The organism is Ectopseudomonas oleovorans, assembly GCF_029845265.1.
In the GTDB taxonomy this organism is placed as follows: Bacteria; Pseudomonadota; Gammaproteobacteria; order Pseudomonadales; family Pseudomonadaceae; genus Aquipseudomonas; species Aquipseudomonas oleovorans.
In genome coordinates this window covers 1-17,392 of the sequence record NZ_JAOCLK010000047.1, presented here as the reverse complement: position 1 = coordinate 17,392, position 17,392 = coordinate 1, and the positions used below count along the sequence as shown (strand labels likewise).

Sequence of the window (17,392 nt, the reverse complement as noted above, 5' to 3'; positions counted from 1 at the left end):
ATGAGGACACCATGAGCAAGACCAACGAATCCCTGCTGCAACGCCGTGCTGCCGCCGTACCGCGCGGTGTCGGCCAGATCCACCCGATCGTCGCCGAGCGCGCCGAGAACGCCACCGTGTGGGACGTCGAAGGCCGCGAGTACATCGACTTCGCCGGCGGTATCGCCGTACTGAACACCGGTCACTTGCACCCGAAGGTGGTCGCGGCCGTTCAGGAGCAGCTGACCAAGCTGTCGCACACCTGCTTCCAGGTACTGGCCTACGAGCCCTACATCGAGCTGTGCGAAGAAATCGCCAAGCGCGTACCGGGTGACTTCGCCAAGAAGACCCTGCTGGTCACCTCCGGCTCCGAGGCTGTCGAGAACGCGGTGAAGATTGCCCGTGCCGTCACTGGCCGCGCCGGTGTGATTGCCTTCACCGGCGCCTACCACGGCCGCACCATGATGACCCTGTCGCTGACCGGCAAGGTGGTGCCGTACTCCGCTGGCATGGGCCTGATGCCCGCTGGCGTGTACCGCGCCCAGGCGCCGTGCCCGCTGCATGGCGTGAGCGAGGACGAGTCCATCGCCAGCATCGAGCGCATCTTCAAGAACGACGCGCAGCCGCAGGACATCGCCGCGATCATCATCGAGCCGGTGCAGGGCGAGGGCGGTTTCTACGTCAACTCCCCGGCCTTCATGCAGCGCCTGCGCGCCCTGTGCGACCAGCACGGCATTCTCCTGATCGCTGACGAAGTGCAGACCGGCGCGGGCCGTACCGGCACCTTCTTCGCCACCGAGCAACTGGGTGTGGTGCCGGATCTGACCACCTTCGCCAAATCCGTTGGCGGCGGCTTCCCGATCTCCGGCGTATGCGGCAAGGCCGAGATCATGGACACCATCGCCCCCGGTGGCCTGGGCGGCACCTATGCCGGCAGCCCGATCGCCTGCGCCGCGGCCCTGGCCGTACTCAAGGTGTTCGACGAGGAGAAGCTGCTGGAGCGCAGCCAGGCCGTGGGCGAGAAGCTCAAGGCCGGCCTGAACAAGATCGCCGAGAAGCACAAGGTGATCGGTGACGTGCGTGGCCTGGGTTCGATGGTCGCCATCGAGCTGTTCGAAGGCGGCGACCACAGCAAGCCGGCGGCCGAGCTGGTGGGCAAGATCGTCGCCCGTGCACGCGAGAAGGGCCTGATCCTGCTGTCGTGCGGCACCTACTACAACGTCATCCGCTTCCTGATGCCCGTCACCATCCCGGACGCGCAGCTGGAAAAAGGCATCGCCATCGTCGCCGAGTGCTTCGACGAGCTGGCCTGAGTCGTTGCTGTCGTACCTGCGCCCGAGGCTCACCAGGCCCGGCGCACCCGAGACCCGCCGCGTGCGGGTCTTTTTTTGCCTGCCGGCTGGGGTAGGGCGGGTGAAACCCGCCAGTTCCTTCAAGGCGGGTTGCACCCGCCCTACACGACGCGCGCTCCACTGCCGCTGGGCATGGGGCGCGCAGAAAAAGGCCCGCACGTGGCGGGCCAAAGGGTGACAAGCAACAGGAATGAGGAAACTCACTTGGGCTCGAAGATCACATACACCTTGCGGCAGGTCTCCAACACTTCCCAGGTGCCGGAGAAGCCGGCAGGAATCACGAAGCGGTCGCCGGCGCGCACGGTCTTGGCGTTGCCCTCGGCATCACGCAGCACGGAAACACCCTGGAGAATCTCGCAGTATTCATGCTCGGTGTAGTGCACCGTCCACTGGCCTACGGCGCCTTCCCAGGTGCCGCTGCTGAACTGGCCGCAGGGGCTGCTGTAGTGATTGCGCACACTTTGCGCCGGGTCACCCTTGAGTACCTTTTCCGGGATCGGGCGATAATGTTCGGCGGCCGTGCCTGCCTGGGCGAAATCGACGATCTGTTCGATGCTCATCTGACGCTTCCGACGTGAGTAAGGGCAGCCTGAAGGTTAAGCGGAGGCTGAGTGAATGTTCAGCAGTCTATGTGTGGAAAAACGAACATGGCAAGGGAATTTGGCTTGTTTTTGTCAAAAATATTGAAAACTTCAGTGCCGCTGGTTTAGTGTGGCGTGCAGGATTCGGCCAGCACGCTGGCCCCGCGAAATTTTCCCGGCGTGCGCCCCCTTGGGCGTCCTGACGCCCCTACAAGAGGATGCCGCAATGACCGATCTGACCCGTGCCGACTGGGAACAGCGTGCCAAGACCCTGAGCATTGAAACCCGCGCCTTCGTGCACGGTGAGTATCGCGCAGCCGAGTCGGGTGCCACCTTCGAGTGCATCAGTCCGGTGGATGGCCGCGTGCTTGGTCAGGTGGCCAGCTGCGACCTGGCCGATGCCGAGCTGGCGGTCAGGGATGCCCGTGCCACGTTCAATTCCGGCGTGTGGTCGCGCCTGGCGCCGGTCAAGCGCAAGCAGATCATGATCCGCTTTGCCGACCTGATCGATGCCCACGCCGAAGAACTGGCCCTGCTGGAAACCCTGGATATGGGTAAGCCGATCAGCGATTCGCTGAACATCGACGTACCTGCGGCTTCCCGTGCCATCCGCTGGAGCGGCGAGGCCATCGACAAGATCTACGACGAAGTGGCCGCGACTCCGCACGACGAGTTGGGCCTGGTGACCCGTGAGCCGGTGGGTGTGGTCGCCGCCATCGTGCCGTGGAACTTCCCGCTGCTGATGACCTGCTGGAAGCTCGGCCCGGCGCTGTCCACCGGCAATTCGGTGATTCTCAAGCCGTCCGAGAAATCGCCGCTGACCGGCATCCGCATTGCCCAGCTGGCCATCGAGGCCGGTATTCCGGTGGGCGTGTTCAACGTGCTGCCGGGCTTTGGCCACACCGTCGGCAAGGCCCTGGCCCTGCATATGGACGTCGACACCCTGGTGTTCACCGGCTCGACCAAGATCGCCAAGCAACTGATGATCTACGCCGGCGAGTCGAACATGAAGCGCGTGTGGCTGGAAGCCGGCGGCAAGAGCCCGAACATCGTCTTCGCCGACGCACCGGATCTCAAGGCCGCTGCCGAGGCCGCCGCCAGCGCCATCGCCTTCAACCAAGGCGAAGTGTGCACCGCCGGTTCGCGCCTGCTGGTGGAGAACTCCATCAAGGATCAGTTCGTGCCCATGGTGGTCGAGGCCATCAAGGCCTGGAAGCCGGGCCACCCGCTGGATCCGGCGACCAATGTCGGCGCGCTGGTCGATACCACGCAGATGAACAACGTGCTGAGCTACATCCAGGCCGGTCACGAAGACGGTGCCAAACTGGTGGCCGGCGGCAAGCGCGTGCTGGAAGAAACCGGCGGCACTTACGTCGAGCCGACCGTCTTCGACGGTGTGAATAACGCCATGCGCATCGCCAAGGAAGAGATCTTCGGCCCGGTGCTGTCGGTGATCGGCTTCGATGACGAGGCCGATGCCGTGGCCATCGCCAACGACACCATCTATGGCCTGGCGGCCGGTATCTGGACCAGCAACCTGTCCCGCGCCCATCGCGTTGGTCGCGCCGTGCGTGCCGGCAGCGTGTGGATCAACCAGTACGATGGTGGTGACATGACTGCGCCGTTCGGTGGCTTCAAGCAGTCCGGCAACGGTCGCGACAAGTCGCTGCATGCCTTCGACAAGTACACCGAGATCAAGGCCACCTGGATCAAGCTGTAGCGGTACCGGGACGATCTCCTGGTCGTCGGCCAGGTAATCGGCTCCCCTCTCCCATTTATGGGAGAGGGGCTGGGGGAGAGGGCCGAGAACGCAGCGAAACTGCCGGCTATCTCGCTCCCGAAACCTACGGCCGGGTTCCCGAGGAGCCCGGCCGTTGTCTTTGCAGTGGCTCGTCTGCCAAGGAATTCACCAATGCGTTGGGGTACCTATTTCGCCGTCTGTGCGGCGGTCATCAGCATCGGCCTGGCGCTGGGCGTGACCATGCCGTTGGTGTCGTTGCGCCTGGAAAGCTGGGGCTATGATTCCTTCGCCATTGGCGTGATGGCGGCCACTCCGGCGGTTGGTGTGTTGCTCGGAGCTTCGCTGGCCGGGCGCCTGGCGGCACGTTTCGGCACCACTGTGCTGATGCAGCTGTGTCTGTTGTTCGGTGCGCTGTCGGTGGCCGGCCTGGCGCTGGTGCAGAACTATGCGGTGTGGGTGGCGCTGCGGCTGTTCCTCGGCGTGGCGCTGACCGTGGTGTTCGTGCTCGGCGAAAGCTGGATCAACCAGCTCGCCGTGGAAAAGTGGCGCGGACGTCTGGTGGCGCTCTATGGCACCGGCTATGCGCTGAGCCAGCTCAGCGGGCCGCTGCTGCTCACCGGGCTCGGCACCGCCACCGATGCAGGTTTCTGGATGGGTGTGGGTCTGCTGATCGGCGGTTCACTGATGCTGCTGGGCCGCAGCGGTGCACCGCAGGTAGACGCGCACAGCACATCGGGTCGCGGTTTGCTGGTGTTCTGCCGCAAGCTGCCGGCCATCGCCTGGGCGGTGATGCTGTTCGCCGCCTTCGAGGCGATGATGCTGACCCTGCTGCCGATCTACAGCCTGCGCCAGGGCTTCACCCAGGAGGTGGCGCTGGTCATGGTCAGCGTGGTGGTGATCGGCGATGCCGCGCTACAGCTGCCCATCGGCTGGCTGGCCGACCGCATGTCGCGGCAGACCTTGTTCCGTTGTTGTGGCGTGGTGTTGCTGCTGTCCAGCCTGGCGATACCGTTGCTCCTGCATACGCCGCTGATCTGGCCGGTGTTCGTTGCCTTTGGTGCCAGCGCCGGTGGTCTGTTCACCCTGTCGCTGATCATGATCGGCGAGCGTTACCGCGATGATGAACTGGTGCGTGCCAACGCCCACGTCGCTCAGCTGTGGGGCCTGGGTTGCCTGGTCGGGCCGCTGGCCACGGGCGCCGTCAGCCAGTGGCTGAGCGGCCATGCGTTGCCGCTGATGATGGCTACCGGTGCCCTGGTATTCATCATCCTGGCCAGTCAGCGCGGTGCCTTCAGCGAGATGCAGGCAGTGGGCGCGGCACGCTCCTGATGCCCCTGGCCAGCTAGAGCACTTCCTTCAGTCGATGCCAGAGCATGCCCAGGGCCAGCAGCGGTGAGCGCAGGTGCTTGCCGCCGGGGAAGGTCATGTGCGGCACCTTGTCGAACAGGTCGAAGCCACGGCTTGCCTGACCGGCGATGGCCTCGCCGAGCAGTTTGCCAGCCAGGTGCGTGGCGTTGACGCCGTGGCCGGCGTAAGCCTGGGCGTGGAACACGTTGGGCTGATCCTTGAGGCGGCCGATCTGCGGCAGGCGGTTGGCGCCGATGCCGATCATCCCGCCCCATTGATAGTCGATGCGCACATCGGCCAGTTGCGGGAACACCTTGAGCATCTTCGGCCGCATGTAGCCGGCGATATCCGCCGGATCGCGCCCCGAATAGTGGCAGGCACCGCCGAACAGCAGGCGGCGATCAGCAGAGAGGCGGTAGTAATCCACGGTCACACGCTGGTCGCACAGCGCCATGTTCTGCGGGATCAGTTGCCGCGCCTGTTCTTTGGAGAGTTGTTCGGTGGCGATGATGTAGCTGCCGGCCGGTAGCACCTTGCCGCCCAGTTGCGGGTTGAGGCCATTGAGGTAGGCGTTGCAGGCCAGTACCAGGTATTGGGCGCGCACCTGGCCACCTGCGGTGTGCACGCGCACCACATTGCCGTAGTCGATGCGTGTCACCGGCGAGTCTTCGAACAGCTGCACACCGAGCGATTGGGCAGCAGCGGCTTCGCCAAGGGCCAGGTTGAGCGGGTGCAGGTGGCCCGAGCCCATGTCGATCATGGCGCCGTGATAGTTGTCGGAGCCGACCACCTCATGGATGCGCTCCTTCGGTAGCAGGCGCAGTTCATGGCGGTAGCCGAGGCTTTCCAGCTCGGCCTTGTCGGCGGCGAAGTCGTCCATATGCGCCGGTTTGTTGGCCAGGTCGCAGTAGCCCCAGGTCAGGTCGCAATCGATCTGAAACTGCGCAACGCGATCGCGCACGATCTCCACCGCCTCCAGGCCCATCAGCTTGAACTGGCGCACGCCATCCTGGCCGACCACCGATTCGAACTGCTCGACATCATGGCCAACGCCGCGAATCAGTTGCCCGCCGTTGCGTCCGCTGGCGCCCCAGCCGATCTTGCGCGCCTCCAGCAGCGCCACCGACAGGCCTTTCTGGGCGAGCTCGATGGCCGTGTTCAGGCCGCTGAAACCGCCACCGACGATGCACACATCCACCTGCCGTTCGCCGTCCAGCGGTGGGTAGGCCAACTGGCGATTGACGCTGGCGGCGTAATAGGAAGCGGCATGCTGTGGGCTGTGGATGGGCTGGTGAACGCGGGCGTTCATGTGCGAAATCCTGATTTTGTTGTGTGGAAAATTCAACGCAGCATAAGCGGGTGATCTGTCAGGCGCCAAGAGGCCTGCGGAAAAAAGCAGGATTTAAGACAGGGTCGTCGCGGGTCTGTCCGGCTTGAGCGCAGCGGTTCCCGGATTGCATCCGGGCTACGCCTGATCTGCTGGGGCGCTGTAAACTGCCTGCTTGATTTCAAAGCGCCCGAGTATGAGCTGCACCGACCGCAAGATCGACCACCTGCGCCGGCAGATTCCGCGCTTCGACTGCGTGCCCGGTTGCCACGACTGCTGTGGGCCGGTCACGGCTTCGTCTGAGGAGCTGACGCGTCTGCCGGTCAAGAGCGATGCCGAGCACGATGCGGCGCTGGCCGAATACAACTGCGTGCATCTGGGGCCCAACGGCTGCGAAGTGTATGACCAGCGCCCGTTGATCTGCCGCCTGTTCGGCACCACACCGAACCTGCCGTGCCCGCATGGCCGCGGGCCGGAGCAGCCGATCGAGCCGGCCGTGGAGCGCCAGGTGCACCGGCTGATCGCCACCACGCGGCAGCGGCTTTTGTAGGGTGGCCGGGCGGCGATCCGCTTTAGCTCACGCTGACCGCCGTTGGTGGGCTAAAGCCCACCCTACGGGATCTTTGCACCAGCTAGTAGGGTGGATAACGCGAAGCTTATCCACCAATGGCGCTTTTCAACTTGAGGCTTGCCGCTTGCAGCCACCTCATTCCGGCACGGGCAGAGCCAGCGATTCCTTCACCTCTTCCATGACGATGTAGCTCTTCGACTCGCGCACGTGCGGCAGCTTGAGCAGGATGTCGCCGAGCAGCTTGCGGTAGCTGGCCATCTCGTTGATGCGCGCCTTCACCAGGTAGTCGAAGTCGCCGGAGACCAGGTGGCACTCCAGCACGTGCGGCAGCTTGAGTACGGCGCGGCGGAATTCCTCGAAGGTGTCGCCGGACTTGTAGTCCAGGCTGATCTCTACGAATACCAGCAGGTTGGCCTTGAGGTGCTGCGGATTGAGGCGGGCGTGGTAGCCCATGATGATGCCTTCGCGTTCCAGGCGGCGTACGCGCTCGGTGCAGGGCGTGGTCGACAACCCCACGCGCTCGCCCAGTTCGGTGAAGCTGATTCGCCCGTCCTCCTGCAGGATGCGGAGGATGTTGCGGTCGATCTTGTCCAGTTCACGACGGCTTTGATGCTGGGTTCTCATGGGGAATCCGCCTCTGCAAAACGGCTTTTTGCCAAGAATTCTCGCCAAATATAGCTGTGTATATGGTGAAAAGCACTGCACGGCTCTTCCTATACTGCGCCCATCGACAACAATGGCCTGTAACGTACGTGCCTTGGGCGCGGCGGGGAGAAAAACATGCGCGTTCTGGTTCTCGGCAGCGGTGTAATTGGTACCGCCAGTGCTTACTACCTCGCCCGTCAGGGCTTCGAGGTGGTGGTGGTCGACCGCCAGGATGGCCCGGCCTTGGAAACCAGCTTTGCCAACGCTGGCCAGGTTTCCCCCGGCTACGCTTCGCCCTGGGCTGCCCCGGGCGTGCCGCTCAAAGCCATCAAGTGGCTGCTGCAGAAGCACGCGCCGCTGGCGATCAAGCTCACCGGTGATGTCGACCAGTACCTGTGGATGGCGCAGATGCTGCGCAACTGCACCGCCAGCCGCTATGCGATCAACAAGGAACGCATGGTGCGTCTGTCCGAGTACAGCCGCGACTGCCTCGACGAGCTGCGTGCCGAGACCGGTATCAGCTACGAAGGTCGCCAGCTCGGCACCACCCAGCTGTTCCGCACCCAGGCCCAGGTCGATGCCGCCGCCAAGGACATCGCCGTGCTGGAAGCCTCCGGTGTGCCGTTCGAGCTGCTCGACCGCGACGGCATCGCCCGCGTCGAGCCAGCCCTGGCCGGCGTCAAGCACAAGCTGGCCGGTGCCCTGCGCCTGCCCAATGACCAGACCGGCGACTGCCAGATGTTCACCACCAAGCTGGCGGACATGGCCAAGGCGCTCGGCGTCGAGTTCCGTTTCGGCCAGACCATCCAGCGTTTGGACGCCGTGGGCGACCGCATCAACGGCGTGTGGATCGACGGCAAGCTGGAAACTGCCGACCGCTACGTGCTCGCCCTCGGTAGCTACAGCCCGCAACTGCTCAAGCCGCTGGGCATCCGCGCGCCGGTGTATCCGCTCAAGGGTTACTCGCTGACCGTGCCGATCACCAATCCGGAAATGGCACCGACCTCGACCATTCTCGACGAGACCTACAAGGTTGCCATCACTCGCTTCGATGCTCGTATCCGCGTTGGCGGCATGGCCGAGATCGCCGGTTTCGACCTGTCGCTCAACCCGCGTCGCCGCGAAACCCTGGAGATGATTACCGCCGACCTCTACCCGCAAGGCGGCGATCTGCAGCGCGCCGACTTCTGGACCGGTCTGCGTCCGGCTACGCCCGACGGCACCCCGATTGTCGGTGCCACCGCCTACCGCAACCTGTTCCTCAACACTGGCCACGGTACCCTGGGCTGGACCATGGCCTGCGGTTCCGGTCGCCTGCTCGCCGACCTGATGGCCAACAAGCGTCCGCAGATCAGCGCCGATGGACTGGATATCTCGCGTTACTCGCGCAAGGCGCGTGAAGTGCAAGCTGCACCGCAGCCGCTGCGCACCTGATAGCCTTCGCGCTTTCGCACTCCAAGGAGCTTTAGCTTTATGTCGATTCAGCGCCTGCATGTGGCCAAACGCTACAGCGAAGTGGTGATCCACAACGGCACGATTTACCTTGCCGGCCAGTTGGCCGACGACTTCGATGGTGACATCCGCGAGCAGACCCGCCAGACCCTGGCCAACATCGACAAGATGCTGGTCGAGGGTGGCAGCGACAAGAGCAAGATCCTCTCGCTGACCATCTTCCTCAAGGACATGGCCGACTACGACGGCCTCAACGCCGAGTACGACGCCTGGGTCGCCGACGGCCATGCACCGGCGCGAGCCTGCGTCGAGGCGAAGATGTACAAGCCCGAAGTGCTGGTGGAAATGTGCGTGGTGGCGGCCGTCTGAGGCGGCCACAGCTTTTTGTTGCCTGCCATCCATGGCGGCAACCCTCCGGGCCGTCGCAAGCGACGTCAAAAAATTCTCCCGGAATTTTTTTGTGTTGGCTTTTCACCCGGCTCCCCCGCCGGTTTTTTTTTGAATGACGATTTGCCGGCATGTGGCCCGGATGCAATCCGGGAACCTGCGCCGGCATGGCCCCGGATTTCATCTGATGGGCTACGAAAAACCGTCGCCTCAGCGAATGATTGAGAGATAAACGACCATGCGTCCTGCCCGTGCCCTGATCGACCTCGATGCCCTGCGTCACAACTACCGCCTGGCCCGCGAACTGAGTGGCGCCCGTGCTCTGGCCGTGGTCAAGGCCGATGCCTACGGGCATGGCGCGGTGCGTTGCGCGCAGGCACTGCAAGCCGAGGTCGACGGTTTCGCCGTGGCCTGCATCGAAGAGGCGCTGGCGCTGCGCGAGGCCGGCATCAGGGCGCCGATTCTGCTGCTCGAAGGCTTCTTCGAGGCTGATGAGCTGACGCTGATCGACCAGCATGAGCTGTGGTGCGTGGTTCACGCGCAGTGGCAAATCGAGGTCGTCGAGCAGGCCCGGCTGAGCAAGCCGCTGACCGTCTGGCTCAAGCTCGACAGTGGCATGCACCGCGTCGGCCTGCATCCGGCCGAGTACCAGGTCGCCTATCGGCGTCTGCTGGCTTGCGGCAAGGTCAGCAAGATCGTGCTGATGAGCCACTTCGCTCGCGCCGACGAGCCCGAGTGCGAGCGCACGAGTGAGCAACTGGCGGTGTTCCAGCAGGCGCGCGAAGGTCTGAGCGCCGAGGTCAGCTTGCGCAATTCGCCGGCCGTGCTTGGCTGGCCGCAGGTGCCGAGCGACTGGGTGCGCCCCGGTATCATGCTCTACGGCGCCACGCCGTTCGAGCAGGCACAGCAGCAGGCCGCGCGTCTGCGCCCGGTGATGACCCTGGAATCGAAGGTGATCAGCGTGCGTGAGCTGCCGGCTGGTGAGCCGGTAGGGTATGGCGCGCGTTTTGTGTCCGAGCGGCCGACCCGCGTCGGTGTCGTCGCCATGGGCTATGCCGACGGTTATCCGCGTCACGCGCCGACCGGTACGCCAGTGGTTGTGGACGGTCAGCTGACCCGCCTGATCGGCCGCGTGTCGATGGACATGCTCACTGTCGACCTGACCGATTTGCCGCAAGCCGGTCTCGGCAGCCGTGTCGAGTTGTGGGGCAAGCAGGTGTTGGCCAGCGACGTGGCCATGGCCGCGGGCAGCATCCCCTATCAGATCTTCTGCAACCTGCGGCGGGTACCGCTACTCTATCTCGGGGGCTGATTCGACCGGCTGTAGAAGAGCATGAACGCAAGTGTTGTAAATTCCGAACGCTATGCCATGATACGAACACTTTTTCGTATCACTCCCAGAGGGGGACCCCAGCATTGGACGTCGGCGTTCGACTGCAATCGATTCGTAAGCTCAAAGGTCTTTCCCAGCGTGAACTCGCCAAACGCGCGGGTGTCACCAATAGCACCATTTCCATGATCGAGAAGAACAGCGTGAGCCCCTCGATCAGCTCGCTGAAAAAGGTGCTCAGCGGTATTCCCATGTCGCTGGTGGAGTTCTTCTCCCTCGACATGGAACAGGAAAACCAGGCCCAGGTGGTCTATCGCGCCGCCGAGCTGACCGATATCTGCAGTGGCGCCATCACCATGAAGCTGATCGGCAAGGCTCATCCGAGCCGCGCCATTTCCTTCCTCGACGAGACTTACCCGGCCGGCACCGACACCGGTGACGAGATGTATGCCCATGAGGGCGAGGAAGCCGGCATGCTGGTCGAAGGCAAGCTGGAGCTGACCGTCGGTAATCAGGTATTTGTGCTTGAGCCGGGTGACAGCTATTACTTCGAGAGCAGCAAGCCACATCGCTTCCGTAATCCGTTCGACGAGCCGGCACGGCTGATCAGCGCCACCACGCCAGCGAACTTCTGATCGATAACCCTGCGACAATTGGGTTGTTTCGGCCGGGGGTGCTTGCCGTTATACTGTCGCCCGCTCGCGAAACCGTGGCCGCGGGCGTGACTAGCCACGAAGAGGGTGTACCGTGAATCTGATGAAGAAAATGCTGGCAGCACCGGCTGCCGTATTGGCCCTGTGGGCAGTGACTGCTCAGGCCACGACCGATGAAGCCATTGCCGAACGCCTCAAGCCGGTAGGTGAAGTGTGCATCATGGGCGAAGAATGCAAGGGCGTCGGAGCAGTTGCAGCCGTTGCCGGTGGCGGTGCGCGTACCGCTGACGACATCGTGACCAAGTACTGCAGCGCCTGCCATGCGACTGGCGTGCTCGATGCACCGAAGATCGGCGACACCGCCGCCTGGAAAAAACGTGCTGACGAGCAAGGCGGCCTCGACGGCATCCTCGCCAAGGCCATCTCTGGTATCAACGCCATGCCGCCGAAAGGCACCTGTGCTGACTGCACGGATGACGAACTGCGCGAAGCGATTCAGAAGATGTCTGGCCTGTAAGGCATATCGCTTTCATGAAGAAACCGCCCTCTGGGCGGTTTCTTCGTTTTGGCTGCCCGCCTGATGGGTTATTCGGGCGTCCAGTGTCAGTCGAGGAAGCGTACCTGGCCATTCTCCAGTGCTGCGACGCGGGCCAGTGATTCGACGCGGTAGCCTTCGCTTTCCAGCAACTTGCGGCCGTCCTGGAAAGACTTCTCGATGACGATGCCGATACCGGCAATCTCTGCGCCGGCCTGCTGGATCAGGTCGATCAGCGCCTTGGCGGCGTGGCCGTTGGCGAGGAAGTCGTCGATCACCAGTACCTTGTCGGCAGCAGTCAGGTGACGGGCGGAAATGGCGATGGTGCTTTCGGTCTGCTTGGTGAAGGAGAACACCTTGGAAATCAGCAGGTCATCCTTGAGCGTCAGCGACTGGAACTTGCGCGCGAAGATCACCGGAATGCCCAGTTCCAGGCCGGCCATCACTGCCGGGGCGATGCCCGAGGCCTCGATGGTGACGATCTTGCTGATGCCCTGGCCGGCGAAACGCTGGGCGAATTCGTGGCCGATCTCCTGCATCAGGCGCGGATCGATCTGGTGGTTGAGAAAGGCGTCCACCTTGAGTACGTGCTCGGACAGCACGATGCCTTCGCTGCGAATCTTCTGTTTCAACGACTCCACGGCCGATCCTCTGTTGAGCGGAAAAGCCGCGGATTTTCGCTCAAAACACCCCGGATTGTGTAGTGAAACCGAAGCCTGACCGACAGTCGTGACCCATTGACCGCCTGGACAGGTTGGTAGCCCGATGCAATCCGGGGGGGCGCACTGCGCTCAGGCGCTCTTGCTCAGCCGCCGCAGAATGTCCCTGGGAATGCCGCGCGTATCCAGCGGCAGCTTGTCCGGCGCGGGCTCGATGCCCAGTTCGTAGAGCCAGTTGAGGGCGTACTCGCGCAGTTGCTTGATCTCGTAGGACTGCCACTGTTCGCAAATCGCTGGAAAGGCCTCGATCTCGTAGTCGAACGCGCGCAGGGGCCTGCGGCCGGTCAGCGCGGCGCTGAGCAGCGGGTGGGCATGCACATCGTCAAGGGTGAACAGGAAGGATTCACGCATGGCCACGCGCTGGGGGACGTCGAGGTTGGGCACCTGGCTGTAGCGCTCGGGATCGAGCTCGATCTGCTGGCGCTCGTCGCTGTAGTGATCTCCCGCAGGCAGGGTCAGAACGCTGCCACTTTCCAGATCCAGCCAGTGTTCCTGTTGTTCGCGGCCATTGATCAGCTCAATCAGGGCATCGAGGTCGAGCGTGAATGTGCGCATGGTTCCAGCTCCCTGTGTCTGAACGGTATCTTCTTTCTGACTGGCAAATATGGCGAGGGTGCCTGTGGCATTTGAAGTGGTGGGCTGAAGCCCACCCTACTCCGCTCAGGCGTAGGGTGGGCCGGGCGGCGATCCAGCGCGGTAGGGTGGGCTTCAGCCCACCAGGCAGCAAGGTCCGGTTTTCAGCGCGGTAGGGTGGGCTTCGGCCCATCAGGCAGCAAGGTCCGGTTTTCAGCGCTTGAGCATCGCCCGCATATTGGCCAGGGCGTCGTTGCCGCGTGCGGCCTTGACCTCCACCGGCGCCTCTTCCAGACCTTCCCACACCAGGTCTTCCGGCGGCAGTTCGTCGAGGAAGCGGCTCGGCGAGCAGTCGATCACCTCGCCGTATTGCTTGCGCTTGGCGGCGAAGGTCAGCGCCAGGTTGCGCTTGGCGCGGGTGATGCCGACGTAGGCCAGGCGCCGCTCCTCCTCGATGGTGTCGGCTTCGATGCTGGAGCGGTGGGGGAGGATCTCTTCCTCGAAACCGATGATGTACACCGACGGAAACTCCAGACCCTTGGAGGCGTGCATGGTCATCATCTGCACGCCCTCGGCGCCTTCTTCCTCTTCCTGCTGGCGTTCGAGCATGTCGCGCAGCACCAGCTTGCCGATGGCGTCCTCAATGGTCATGTCGCCGTCTTCGTCGCGCTCCAGGGTGTTCTTCAGCGCATCGACGAGGAACCAGACGTTGCCCATGCGCGCCTCGGCCACCTTGTCGTTGGAGGCGTTCTGCCGTAGCCAGTTCTCGTAGTCGATATCCATCACCATGCTGCGAATGGCGGCAATCGGATCGTTCTGCGCGCACTCCTGGCGCACCCGATCCATCCATTTGGTAAAGCGCTGCAGGCGTTCGGTGAAGCGCGCGTCGAGGTGTTCGCCGAGGCCGATCTCGCCGGCGGCCGCGTACATGCTGATCTTGCGCTCGCTGGCGTAGTTGCCGAGCTTTTCCAGGGTGGTCGAGCCGATCTCGCGGCGCGGCACGTTGATCACCCGCAGGAAGGCGTTGTCGTCGTCCGGGTTGACCAGCAGACGGAAGTAGCTCATCAGGTCCTTCACCTCCTGGCGGGCGAAGAAACTGGTGCCGCCACTCAGGCGATAGGGGATCTGGTGGTGCTGCAGTTTCAGCTCCATCAGCTTGGCCTGGTAGTTACCCCGGTAGAGGATGGCGAAGTCGCTGTACGGGCGCTGGGTGCGCAGGTGCTCGGTAAGAATCTCCAGCGCCACCCGCTCGCACTCGGCATCTTCGTTGCGGGTGCGGATCACGCGAATTTCATCGCCGTGGCCCATTTCCGACCACAGCTGCTTCTCGAACACGTGCGGGTTGTTGGCGATCAGCACGTTGGCGCATTTGAGGATGCGGCTGGTGGAGCGGTAGTTCTGCTCCAGCATCACCACTTTCAGCGACGGATAGTCCTCCTTCAGCAGCATCAGGTTTTCCGGGCGCGCACCGCGCCAGGCGTAGATCGACTGGTCGTCGTCGCCGACCACGGTGAACTGGTTGCGCATGCCCACCAGCATCTTCACCAGCAGGTACTGGCTGGCGTTGGTGTCCTGGTATTCGTCCACCAGCAGGTAGCGGATGCGGTTCTGCCATTTCTCGAGGATGTCGGCGTGCTCCTGAAAGAGCTTCACCGGCAGCAGGATCAGGTCGTTGAAGTCCACCGCGTTGTAGGCCTTGAGCGTGCGCTGGTAGTGCAGGTAGACGATGGCGGCGGTCTGCTCCTTGGGATTGCGCGCCTTGGCCAGGGCTTCGTCGGGCAGGATCAGGTCGTTCTTCCAGCTGTCGATGAGATTCTTCACCTCATCGGCGCCGTCGTCGCCGGAATACTCCTTCTGCATGATGTCGCTGAGCAGCGCCTTGATGTCGCCGTCGTCGAAGATCGAGAAGCCGGGCTTGTAGCCCAGGCGCGCGTATTCCTTGCGGATGATGTTCATGCCCAGGTTGTGAAAGGTGGACACCGTCAGGCCGCGCGCCTCACTGCCCTTGAGCAGGGTGCCGACGCGCTCCTTCATCTCACGCGCGGCCTTGTTGGTGAAGGTCATGGCGACGATGTGCTGGGCGCGAATGCCGCAGTTCTGTACCAGGTGGGCGATCTTGCGCGTGATCACGCTGGTCTTGCCGGAACCGGCACCGGCGAGCACCAGAAGCGGGCCGCCGACGTAGTTCACGGCCTCTTGTTGCCGGGGGTTCAGTCGGGACATGGGATCGATCACAGAAAAATGGCCGGGCATTTTAACAGGCCTGGCGGCTTCTGCCGCGACCGTGCGGAACTGTGGCCTGGTGCACGGAATTGAAGCGCAGCGCGCTGGGTTATCGGAACGGATGCAGTACTCTGGTTCCACTTGCCGGTTTTTTGGCTATATCTCAGGATGTGCGTTCACTTTCACCCCGATGTGATTGATTAGACGTCGGTTAAGACGCGCTCAGGCGACTCGATTCGCCATCATTCTTGATCATTGGGGGAGGTTGCTTGTCCACGCTCGTCGAACCCATGCGCTTGGTTCTGCTGGCGGACTCGCCAGGCTGGGCTGAATCGTTGCGCGAACACCTGGGCGCCCTTGGCAGCCCCTTTCCGCTGATCACCGCACCTTCCTGGGAGGCGGCCAGCAACCTGTTCGATGATCATGCCAGTGGTCTGCTGCTGGCCACGCCGCAGCGAATGCCCGAGGCCGGCCAATGCCCGCTGCCGATGGTGCTGCTGCTCGAAGACGAGCCCGTCGAGGAGCCGAGCGGCGTCAGTGACTGGCTGGTGCGCAGCAGTCTCAACCTCGATGTCTTGCGCCGCTGCCTGCGCTACGCGCGTGAGCAGGGCAATCTCAAACATACCCTGCAGCGTCTCGCCGAGCAGGACCCGCTGACCGGTATCGCCAACCGCCAGGGTTTCCAGACCCTGCTTGCTGCGCGTCTGGCCGAATGCGGCGGCCGCAGCCTGGTGCTGGGGCATCTCGACCTGGATAACTTCCGTCACGCCAATGATGCCCTGGGTTACCAGGGCGGTGACCGCCTGATCCTGCAAGTGGTGGCGCGTCTGAAGAACCTGCTGCAGCCCTGCGACCAGCTGGCTCGCCTGGGCAGCGACGAATTTGCGCTGTTACTGGACGTGCGTCGCGACCCGCAGCGCGTCGAGCGTCTGGCCGAGCGCGTCACCGAAGTGCTGGGTGAGCCCTATTGGGTCGACGGTGAGAGCCTGCTGATCGGTTGCAGCCTGGGGCTGGCCCATGCCCGCGCCGGGGAGGGTGCCGACCCGCTACTATGGCACGCGCATATCGCCATGCAGCAGGCCAAGAGTCAGCAGGGCTGCGTTTTCCACGTCTATGACGAGCGCCTCAACCGTAGTGCACGTAGCCAGGCCGATCTGGAGAGCGAACTGCGCCGTGCGCTGCGCCGTGACGAGCTGGAGCTGCACTACCAGCCCCGTCTGTGCCTGCAGAGCGGGCGCATCGTTGGTCTGGAGGCTCTGGTGCGTTGGCAGCACAGTGAACGCGGGCTGCTCTCGCCCAATGAGTTCGTGCCGCTGGCCGAGGAAACCGGGCTGATCGTGCCGCTCGGTTACTGGGTGATCGCCCGCGCCCTGCGCGACATGCAGTGGTTGCGTGGGCGTGGCCTGCCGGCGCTGCACATGGCGATCAACCTGTCATTCCGTCAGTTCCAGGACAGCCAGTTGCTGCCGACGCTCGGCCGTCTGATCGAAGAGCGCGGTGTCGATGCGCAGTGGCTGGAGTTCGAATTGACCGAAACCGCAGTGATGCGCCGCAGCGAGCAGGTGCAACAGACCATGCTGGCGCTCGGAAGACTTGGCGTGCGTTTTTCCCTGGATGACTTCGGGACCGGTTTCTCCTCCTTCGTCCATCTCAACAACCTGCCGATCACCCTGTTGAAGATCGACAGGAGTTTCGTCGGCGGCATGGGCGAGCGCGCCGAAAATCGCCAGCTGGTGCGGGCGATGATCAACCTGGCGCACAACCTCAATCTCGAGGTGGTGGCCGAAGGGGTGGAAAACATCGAGCAGCTGGACATGCTGCGCCAGTTCGGCTGCGATCAGGTGCAGGGCTATCTGATCAGCAAAGCCTTGCCACTGGCCGAGCTGGCGCGCTTTCTGGTGTTCGGCAAGCACCAGCCGCAGCTCGGCGGATCGTAACCCGTAGCCCGGATACAATCCGGGGCCGTGTGCCGGGCTT

At 63.4% G+C, this 17,392-nt stretch carries 16 protein-coding genes; 10 read left to right on the top strand and 6 right to left on the bottom strand.

Annotated features, from left to right (window positions below):
- Window positions 1–11 precede the first annotated feature (11 nt).
- Window positions 12–1,292: a 4-aminobutyrate--2-oxoglutarate transaminase gene (gene gabT / locus N5J71_RS18945; protein ID WP_279917416.1), complete on the top strand. Its 1,281-nt coding sequence runs from the start codon at window positions 12–14 to the stop codon at window positions 1,290–1,292.
- 239 nt (window positions 1,293–1,531) lie between these two features.
- Here the strand turns inward: gabT and N5J71_RS18940 are convergent, their stop codons facing one another.
- Complete coding sequence (locus tag N5J71_RS18940; RefSeq protein ID WP_279531568.1) at window positions 1,532–1,891, bottom strand: cupin domain-containing protein; 360 nt, start codon at window positions 1,889–1,891, stop codon at window positions 1,532–1,534.
- Window positions 1,892–2,138: 247 nt separating this feature from the next.
- Between N5J71_RS18940 and N5J71_RS18935 the strand changes: the two genes are divergently transcribed.
- Complete coding sequence (locus tag N5J71_RS18935; RefSeq protein ID WP_279917415.1) at window positions 2,139–3,632, top strand: aldehyde dehydrogenase; 1,494 nt, start codon at window positions 2,139–2,141, stop codon at window positions 3,630–3,632.
- A gap of 192 nt (window positions 3,633–3,824) precedes the next feature.
- Window positions 3,825–4,982, top strand: a complete 1,158-nt coding sequence (locus tag N5J71_RS18930; protein WP_279917414.1) for an MFS transporter — start codon at window positions 3,825–3,827, stop codon at window positions 4,980–4,982.
- 13 nt (window positions 4,983–4,995) lie between these two features.
- Here N5J71_RS18930 and N5J71_RS18925 read toward each other — a convergent pair whose 3' ends face one another.
- A complete protein-coding gene (locus N5J71_RS18925) occupies window positions 4,996–6,309 on the bottom strand; it encodes an NAD(P)/FAD-dependent oxidoreductase (protein ID WP_279917413.1) in 1,314 nt (437 codons plus the stop codon).
- A 214-nt stretch (window positions 6,310–6,523) separates the two neighbouring features.
- Here N5J71_RS18925 and N5J71_RS18920 point away from each other — a divergent pair, with 214 nt between their 5' ends.
- Window positions 6,524–6,877 (top strand): YkgJ family cysteine cluster protein, encoded by a 354-nt coding sequence (locus tag N5J71_RS18920; protein WP_279917412.1) that lies wholly within the window; start codon window positions 6,524–6,526, stop codon window positions 6,875–6,877.
- A gap of 156 nt (window positions 6,878–7,033) precedes the next feature.
- Here the strand turns inward: N5J71_RS18920 and dadR are convergent, their stop codons facing one another.
- A complete protein-coding gene (gene dadR, locus N5J71_RS18915; RefSeq protein WP_013713454.1) occupies window positions 7,034–7,522 on the bottom strand; it encodes a transcriptional regulator DadR in 489 nt (162 codons plus the stop codon).
- Between the two features lie 156 nt (window positions 7,523–7,678).
- Between dadR and dadA the strand changes: the two genes are divergently transcribed.
- From dadA to N5J71_RS18890, 5 genes are all read left to right on the top strand, one after another.
- Complete coding sequence (gene dadA, locus N5J71_RS18910; RefSeq protein WP_279917411.1) at window positions 7,679–8,977, top strand: D-amino acid dehydrogenase; 1,299 nt, start codon at window positions 7,679–7,681, stop codon at window positions 8,975–8,977.
- Window positions 8,978–9,016: 39 nt separating this feature from the next.
- Window positions 9,017–9,364 carry a RidA family protein gene (locus N5J71_RS18905; RefSeq protein WP_279917410.1) on the top strand — a complete coding sequence of 116 codons (348 nt, stop codon included), beginning with the start codon at window positions 9,017–9,019 and terminating at the stop codon, window positions 9,362–9,364.
- Between the two features lie 256 nt (window positions 9,365–9,620).
- Window positions 9,621–10,694 carry an alanine racemase gene (gene alr / locus N5J71_RS18900; RefSeq protein WP_279917409.1) on the top strand — a complete coding sequence of 358 codons (1,074 nt, stop codon included), beginning with the start codon at window positions 9,621–9,623 and terminating at the stop codon, window positions 10,692–10,694.
- A gap of 104 nt (window positions 10,695–10,798) precedes the next feature.
- Window positions 10,799–11,347 carry a cupin domain-containing protein gene (locus N5J71_RS18895; RefSeq protein ID WP_279531561.1) on the top strand — a complete coding sequence of 183 codons (549 nt, stop codon included), beginning with the start codon at window positions 10,799–10,801 and terminating at the stop codon, window positions 11,345–11,347.
- A 112-nt stretch (window positions 11,348–11,459) separates the two neighbouring features.
- Entirely contained in the window at window positions 11,460–11,882 is a 423-nt protein-coding gene (locus tag N5J71_RS18890; RefSeq protein ID WP_317527388.1) for a c-type cytochrome, read from the top strand.
- A gap of 86 nt (window positions 11,883–11,968) precedes the next feature.
- Here the strand turns inward: N5J71_RS18890 and N5J71_RS18885 are convergent, their stop codons facing one another.
- From N5J71_RS18885 to rep, 3 genes are all read right to left on the bottom strand, one after another.
- On the bottom strand, window positions 11,969–12,541 hold the full coding sequence (locus N5J71_RS18885) for a xanthine phosphoribosyltransferase (RefSeq protein WP_230926265.1): 573 nt from the start codon (window positions 12,539–12,541) through the stop codon (window positions 11,969–11,971).
- 150 nt (window positions 12,542–12,691) lie between these two features.
- The gene (locus N5J71_RS18880; protein WP_279917408.1) at window positions 12,692–13,174 is read right to left on the bottom strand and encodes a UPF0158 family protein; all 483 of its coding nucleotides are present in this window, start codon (window positions 13,172–13,174) and stop codon (window positions 12,692–12,694) included.
- A gap of 231 nt (window positions 13,175–13,405) precedes the next feature.
- Entirely contained in the window at window positions 13,406–15,415 is a 2,010-nt protein-coding gene (rep, locus tag N5J71_RS18875) for a DNA helicase Rep (RefSeq protein ID WP_279917407.1), read from the bottom strand.
- A gap of 269 nt (window positions 15,416–15,684) precedes the next feature.
- Here rep and N5J71_RS18870 point away from each other — a divergent pair, with 269 nt between their 5' ends.
- On the top strand, window positions 15,685–17,352 hold the full coding sequence (locus N5J71_RS18870; RefSeq protein WP_279917406.1) for a putative bifunctional diguanylate cyclase/phosphodiesterase: 1,668 nt from the start codon (window positions 15,685–15,687) through the stop codon (window positions 17,350–17,352).
- Window positions 17,353–17,392: the final 40 nt, after the last annotated feature.